The organism is Anaerotruncus sp. AF02-27, assembly GCF_003465835.1.
Classification (GTDB): Bacteria; Bacillota; Clostridia; order Oscillospirales; family Ruminococcaceae; genus Anaerotruncus; species Anaerotruncus rubiinfantis.
Genome location: NZ_QSBX01000063.1, coordinates 318 through 1,900 on the forward strand (window position 1 = coordinate 318; position 1,583 = coordinate 1,900).

2 protein-coding genes are annotated in these 1,583 nt (G+C 48.6%); both read right to left on the reverse strand.

The features are described from left to right. Nucleotides 1-2 precede the first annotated feature (2 nt). Nucleotides 3-758: a hypothetical protein gene (locus DWV16_RS18750; RefSeq protein WP_118480966.1), complete on the reverse strand. Its 756-nt coding sequence runs from the start codon at nt 756-758 to the stop codon at nt 3-5. A gap of 595 nt (nt 759-1,353) precedes the next feature. Continuing rightward, on the reverse strand, nt 1,354-1,583 hold a 230-nt coding region (locus tag DWV16_RS18760; protein ID WP_207661956.1), incomplete at its 5' end, for a hypothetical protein.

The window sequence follows — 1,583 nt, forward strand, 5'->3', positions numbered from 1 at the left end:
TCTTATGTCTTTATAACGTACTTGCGGGGCGCAGCTCGCTCCCCGGAGCTCCGCCGCCTTGCCTGGTGTGGGGTAACATAAATCAGCTTGCCGTTTTTACCACGGCGATAATGGCCGCGTACTGACCATGCAAATTTGCGGTAGTTTCGCTCGGTGGGGATCTCGTGCCGGTCGATAGAGTATCTCCGGACTTTTGACCGCAGTACAAACGTGTTTGTCTGCTTGCCGGCTCCCCGGTTGGTACGGGGCCGGGACGAGCGGCTCACGGGGCGATCCGCGTACTCAACATCCGGGCGGTAATAGAGCAAATAAAAGGTCACATAGCGATAGAGGTTAATAATATCGTTAGCCTCCTGGTGGAGTTCGTCATCGCTGGCCCATGCAGTGATAGGCATCAATGTCTCGACATTGTACCGCAAGGATAGGCGGCCTTTATCATCCTCCACTGTGTCATTATAATCAAACGTCACTTGCACCTGTTTTTTACCCTCCATGTAAGAGAGCAGATAGGTTTTGGTTGGTGTGTCATGGCAGACATATATTTCCTGGCTCGTTGATCCGAGCGGGAGCTGACCTCCAAAATTTTTTTGAATCCACTCTGCCGAGTAGGTGATACGGATCACGTACTCGTCAAATAGCGGTGGCAGGATCTCCGGGGGCTTATGACTCCAAAAGTAATCTCGCAACTCATCAGCTTTTTCGCGGTCAAGCTCAATGGCGGTCAGTTTCGCAAGCCGCTTATATGCGGGTTGATACATGCGACACCCTCCTCTCGCTGCAATAAAAAGACAGAGGGCGGGCATTTTAGCGCCCGCCCTTTTCCTGACGATATAGGATACTTTCTCAATTTCAATCCGCAAATCCAATTTTAAATTGAATTTGACAATTACAGTATACATGATTTTTGTAAAAATGCAAGACCTAATAAATTAATCCCGTCCGATCGCTAGCGGCCAAATCCACGCCCGGTTAAGTGTTCGCGCCTCATTTAAATAAACTCTGCACTTTTGCTCACTCCTCGCAGGGCTTACTTAGATTCAAAAAAGATAAATGCACATGGCCCATAGACGATATTACGTGCAACCCTCCCGACGCTGTTACGAGGTCGCAGCACTCTCCATTTGGCGCATATAACATCGGTCTCTCCGTATCGTTATCATCGGAGAGGGTATATCCGTCCGGAATCTCAACTAGATGCGTCACAGTATCGTAGTCGGACGGATTGTTAATCAATTTAAGCGGATTGTAAAAATAGTATTTGTAGCCATATCCAAATGATATATTGTCAATTGCGCGCACTCCATAAACTGTAACTGTCATTACAATGCTCCTCTCAATCCGTTTACCGCTCAATCAAATTTCGACCGACGGAAGGTTGTACCTGATAAGGTCGTCCGAATGCTCATTGTTGTAGGCAATCAAAAACGAGCTGAGGTCCATCTGCTCGCCGCCAACGATGCTTGCCCGCACAGTCCAGCTCGCACCTTTGACGTATTGGAGGGCGTACAGACCGCGGACGATTGCGAGAGCGTCGTCTTTGCTCATTTGCTTAAAGTATTCCTGCCGTGCCATAGACTGGATAT